At 47.3% G+C, this 2,293-nt stretch carries 1 protein-coding gene; it reads right to left on the bottom strand.

Annotated elements, in window-relative coordinates; translation table 11 throughout:
• Positions 1-282: 282 nt before the first annotated feature.
• Entirely contained in the window at positions 283-1,632 is a 1,350-nt protein-coding gene (ltrA, locus tag L1D47_RS20490; protein WP_239886598.1) for a group II intron reverse transcriptase/maturase, read from the bottom strand.
• Between the last annotated feature and the right edge of the window lie 661 nt (positions 1,633-2,293).

The raw sequence follows: 2,293 nt of genomic DNA, 5'->3' as shown, positions 1-2,293 counted from the left end.
TACGCCTCATATGATGTTCTTATTCATCAGCTCGCAAATTTGCTAGCGGCTTCCTTCAGACCAATCCTCGCGGATAAGCCCTTGCCATTCGCTAGTAGTTAACGTTTAATAACAGTATGTTATTCTCTTTTAGAAAGAGTAACGGTGATCTTCCTACAGAGGACTTTCACCTCATTAGTTCATGCCCATGCTGGGCGTACATCGGGTAGCCGGAGGTATCTAGCCTCCAGCCCCCACACCACCCTGCATGCGGCTCCGCACAGGGCGGTTCATTTAGAACACCTAACTAGCTTTCTGGTTAGGATAATGAATTGCGATCCATCCATCTCTTAGTGAATATAATCCTGCTTTCTTTAGATACTCATTACTCAGTGCTTGCTGTATTCCTGGTGTCTTCGAGCTCCTCCATGGGCCTTTACTTGTGATACCACAGGCGACAGCTGCTTGGATCCTGACGCCACGTTTTAGTAAGTTTTGTACCTTAGTCCGTGGTTTTCGCCACTGACGCCAGTAGCACATACGAACACGACGTCGGATCCAATGGTCTAAATCGACACACCCTTGATAAGCGTTGGCGATGCCAAAGTAGTTGATCCAGCCTTGCATGTACTGCCGAACTTTAAACAATTGATATCCCATACTAACGCCCCAATTTCGGTTCGTCAGGCGTCTTATCTTTTGTTTGAAAATGTGCAATGTTTTAGCATGCCACTGGATCTTACMTCGGTTAAATGTGAAGCCTAGGAACTTGCTTTGACTTACCTTAACCACTTGGCTTTTCTGTTCATTAACAACCAGTTTTAGCTTAGTGGCAAGGTATTGAGTGATGCTCTTGAGTACTCGTTCTCCCGCTCGAATAGACTTTACCAAAATGATAAAGTCGTCCGCGTAGCGGGCGAATTTATGCCCTCGGCTTTCCAGCTCTTTATCTAGACTATCCAACATAATGTTAGAGAGTAATGGCGAGAGTGGGCCGCCTTGAGGCACACCTTCGAAGCTAGCTTCAAATTGGTCGTTGACCATCACACCAGCTCGAAGGTATTTACCAATAAGCGCCAACAGACGCTTATCCTGCACCTTGCTCCTAAGTTGAGTCATCAAGAGGTCATGATTAACTCGGTCAAAGAACTTAGACAGATCAACATCGACGGCAAATTTGCGTTTCTGTTTGATGGTATCCCTTACTTGCAGTACCGCTTGTTTGGCATTTCTGTTCGGCCTAAAGCCAAAGCTGTTAGTCGAGAAGAATGGATCAAACAGTGGCGTGAGTATTTGAGCAATTGCTTGCTGTATCACGCGGTCAATGACGTTAGGGATCCCCAATTTGCGTTTACCGCCATCGGGTTTGTCGATCTCCACGCGCCTGACCGCTGAGGGTTGGTATTCACCTCGCTCTAATTGAGATTTACACTGTTGCCAGCCGCCTTGTTGCATCCAGAGCGGGAAGGCTTCGATGGTCATGCCATCGATGCCCGCCGCGCCTTTATTGGCTTTAACTTGACGCCAAGCTCGGTGTAGATTTTCAGGTTCGAGCAGTTGTTGGAATAAATCGCTGTTGAAGGCCGGTTGCATATCAATACGCTGCTGATAGTAATCGTCTGGCGACGTAGTGGGTATCGACAAGTTTGACAAGACTCCTCCTTCTTCTAAATGTTCAGGCCTTCACCATATCCCAACCATTACGATGGGCGTTGGGCTACTATGCCGTCTGCTGACTTCTGCTTAATCACATGCCAAGTTACCCCGTCATGCGCTATCGGTTTCCATCTGGTTCGCTCTTTTCAGTCGATGACGCTGAAAAGCCAAGGCACTTATAAACCAGAGCCTTACTGGTTAGTGACCGATCGCGAGTTAAGCAGATCTCCCCAGATAAGAGCATGAACTTTCTTTGCACTGCTGCATCATTTACGGTGGCCATTAGATCACGTGATTTCGTCGTCTTGTGCCAACTCATCTCTAGCCTACGCCTCATATGATGTTCTTATTCATCAGCTCGCAAATTTGCTAGCGGCTTCCTTCAGACCAATCCTCGCGGATAAGCCCTTGCCATTCGCTAGTAGTTAACGTTTAATAACAGTATGTTATTCTCTTTTAGAAAGAGTAACGGTGATCTTCCTACAGAGGACTTTCACCTCATTAGTTCATGCCCATGCTGGGCGTACATCGGGTAGCCGGAGGTATCTAGCCTCCAGCCCCCACACCACCCTGCATGCGGCTCCGCACAGGGCGGTTCATTTAGAACACCTAACTAGCTTTCTGGTTAGGATAATGAATTGCGATCCATCCATCTCTT

The sequence above is a fragment of the Shewanella sp. Isolate7 genome (assembly GCF_022398425.1).
In the GTDB taxonomy this organism is placed as follows: Bacteria; Pseudomonadota; Gammaproteobacteria; order Enterobacterales; family Shewanellaceae; genus Shewanella.
The sequence above is the reverse complement of the archived record's forward strand: the minus strand, read 5'-3'. Positions and strand labels throughout refer to the sequence as shown.